The sequence below is a fragment of the Mesotoga infera genome (assembly GCA_011045915.1).
Taxonomy (GTDB): Bacteria; Thermotogota; Thermotogae; order Petrotogales; family Kosmotogaceae; genus Mesotoga; species Mesotoga infera_D.
In genome coordinates this window covers 1-3,016 of record DSBT01000286.1, presented here as the reverse complement: position 1 = coordinate 3,016, position 3,016 = coordinate 1, and the positions used below count along the sequence as shown (strand labels likewise).

2 protein-coding genes and 1 pseudogene are annotated in these 3,016 nt (G+C 43.4%); 2 read left to right on the top strand and 1 reads right to left on the bottom strand.

Going from position 1 to position 3,016, the window contains the following annotated elements; genetic code table 11:
- Positions 1 to 1,426 (top strand): annotated as a pseudogene (locus ENN47_09380) (YgiQ family radical SAM protein).
- On the opposite strand, the gene ENN47_09375 reads toward ENN47_09380, so the two are convergent.
- Positions 1,358 to 2,632: a citrate transporter gene (locus ENN47_09375; protein HDP78374.1), complete on the bottom strand. Its 1,275-nt coding sequence runs from the start codon at positions 2,630 to 2,632 to the stop codon at positions 1,358 to 1,360. The pseudogene ENN47_09380 and the gene ENN47_09375 overlap by 69 nt on opposite strands.
- A gap of 125 nt (positions 2,633 to 2,757) precedes the next feature.
- On the opposite strand from ENN47_09375, the gene ENN47_09370 reads away from it, so the two are divergent.
- The coding region (locus ENN47_09370; GenBank protein HDP78373.1) for a serine protease at positions 2,758 to 3,016 on the top strand (259 nt) is incomplete at its 3' end.

The following is a 3,016-nucleotide window of genomic DNA, read 5'->3' as shown; positions in this document are numbered from 1 at the left end:
GCGGTAAGAGACCTGATCGCGCAACTACAGTCTATTCAAATTTGATAAGGCAGGCTTTCAAAGACACTTTCGTCGTTATCGGAGGAATAGAGGCAAGTTTGAGAAGGTTCTCCCATTATGACTGGTGGAGCAACAAAATAAAAAAATCGATTCTTCTTGACTCCAAGGCAGACTTGCTTGTATATGGAATGGGAGAGAAACCCGTTACAGAAATTGCCAGAAAGATCTCAGAATCAGGACAAATCCCCAAAGACGTTGAAGGAACCGTTTTCTGGTCTAGCGCAAAAACAATTGGAGTTGAGCTTCCCTCTCATGAAGAGGTCTTGCTTGACAAACAGAAGTACTTCAGGCTCACAAGAATCATTCATGAAGAGACGGACCCTGTACGGGGCACCTGTCTGTATCAGCTTCAGGATAATAGATATGTCGTACAGAACAAACCTCCAAAGGTAAGTCCACAGGAATTGGATTCCTTCTATTCTCTTCCTTTCAGTAGGAGAGTACACCCATTCTCTCTTTCGAAGGGGAAAGTCAAAGCAATTGAGACCGTTCGAAATTCTATAACGAGTCACAGAGGCTGTTACGGCGAGTGCAACTTCTGCGCGATTGCGATTCATCAGGGAAGAACAGTAATTTCGAGAAGCGAAGACTCAATAATCAAAGAGATTGCAATCCTTACCGAAGACACAGAATTTCATGGAACCATAACTGATATAGGCGGTCCAACAGCAAACATGTATGGGTTCGAGTGTTCTGTAAAGGGAAAAGTCGGGGCTTGTGCAGATAGAAGGTGTCTTTTTCCAGAGGTATGCGGCTCTCTGAGACCTGATCACAGCAGATACCTCAATCTCTTGAGAAGAGCGAAGAGGCTTCCGGGTGTTAAGCATGTTTTCGTCTCTTCTGGAATCAGGTACGATCTCATTCTAAAAGATGAAAAATCCGGTAGGGCTTTCCTAAAAGAATTGATCGAAAATCACACCTCAGGACAACTGAAATGGCACCCGAACATTCTGTTGATCATGTACTGAAGCAGATGGGAAAACCATCAGAAGAGGTGCTCCGCGACTTCTTGAGAGAAGTAAGTCTTATCTCAAGCAGAAATAGATTCACTATAGGATATTTTATTGCTGCTCATCCGGGTTGCACGATACAGGATATGATCGAACTGAAGAAATTCGTGAGCAAGGAAATGCATTACAATCCAGAGCAGGTTCAGATATTTACACCTACACCCGCAACATACTCCACGGCTATGTACTACACAGGAATTGATTCGGAAGATGGAGACGAAATCTTCGTGGAGAGATCAACCTCTGGAAGAAGAGAGCAAAAAGATCTTCTCACGAAAAAGGTGGATTTAAAGAGAGAATCTAAAGAGAATATATGCGGTACCGGCAACAAGCGTCATAATCGTCACGGGCATTGAAAATCGAAGAAAATCCCCGTATGTGAGACTCTCCTTTGAATGTTTTTCTATCAGCCCTACTCCAACCATATTTGCGGCTGCACCGGCAATCGAAAAACTTCCTCCAAGACAGGCCGAGATTGAGATTACCCACCAAATCTCGGAAGGAACACCGTAATTTGACGTCATTCCCTGTATAATGGGAATCATAAAAGTGACTGCAGGAACCGCGCCGATGAAGCCACCCATTAATGCCGACAACCAGTAAAGGGTCAGAAACAGTACCAACTTATTACCCGAGAGTGTACCAAGAAGACCAGAGATGAAGGAAGTAATACCAACCTCTTTTAGGGCAAATGCTAGTACAAAGAGCCCCATGAAGAAGAAGATCGTATCCCATTCGATATCCTCAGACAGACTGGAAAAACTTTTCCCATTCAGAATCATCGCCGCGGCAGCACCTGCAAGAGCAACGAGAGAAGGCTCGACTCCTATCAAACCATGGAGAAGAAAACCTGCAATGATTCCAAAAAACACAGCAAGTGATTTATAGAGAGCCGATTTCGAGACAATAGCCTTGTTGGGATCCATACTGGCGAGCCTCTTCAGTTTGTCTCCCATTGATCTGTAATCTTTGAAGACCTTTCTATCGAGGTAGATAACTGTTATTAGAAGGGCAATGAGAGTTATTGGCCCATCTATTCTGAGAAAATCCATGAAACCAAATCCACTTGCGGAACCGATCAGGATGTTTGGTGGATCTCCGATTAAGGTCGCGGTCCCACCTATGTTTGCTGAAAGAACTCCTCCCAGCAAAAACATTCTAGGCGAGACTTCAAGAGCGTCGGCAACAAGGAAAATTATCGGCGCAAAGAGGAGTATCGTGGTGACGTTGTCAAGAAAAGCAGAGAAAAGAGCAATCGTAACCATGAAAAATATCAGAAGAACCCTTACGTTTCCCTTAGAAACTCTTACAACATGCACTGCAACGAATTCGAAGAAACCCGTTGTTCTTAGTGTACCGACAACAATCATCATGCCGATGAGGATACTTATTGTATTGAAATCTACAAGATAACCAAGCTCCTTCATATCGAAGTTGGGAATTACCTTTGACAGAAGTATTATGATTCCCGCAGCGAAGGCAACTGTGGACCTATTGAATTTCCCTGAAATAATGAGATAATACGCAACAACGAAAACAATCAGAACAAACAACCACTGCAACAGACTCACCCCTGAATAAATATAACTTTATCAGTATATCACCTTCTCATTTTTTGAACAATGAATTCGAGCGATCAGTCAAACTATATACCGGAGTAGCCAAATCGAAGAAGGAGGTCAGAGTTATGAGGAAAGTACTTCTAGTTGTTGTTGTTGTTCTGTTATCAGTGGCTTCTCTGGCCCTGGTTAATGAAGGCTACGAGAGTCCAGTAGTCAACGTAGTCCAAGCAGCAGGACCAGCAGTAGTAAAAGTGGACGTCGAAGCAACCAGAAAATATTCAATAACCGACCCTTATGGGTTTGAGGATTTCTTCAGGCGTTTCTTTGGAGAGATTCCTGATCAGAAAGTGACTGGCGTTGGTTCCGGATTCATTTTCAGCAAAG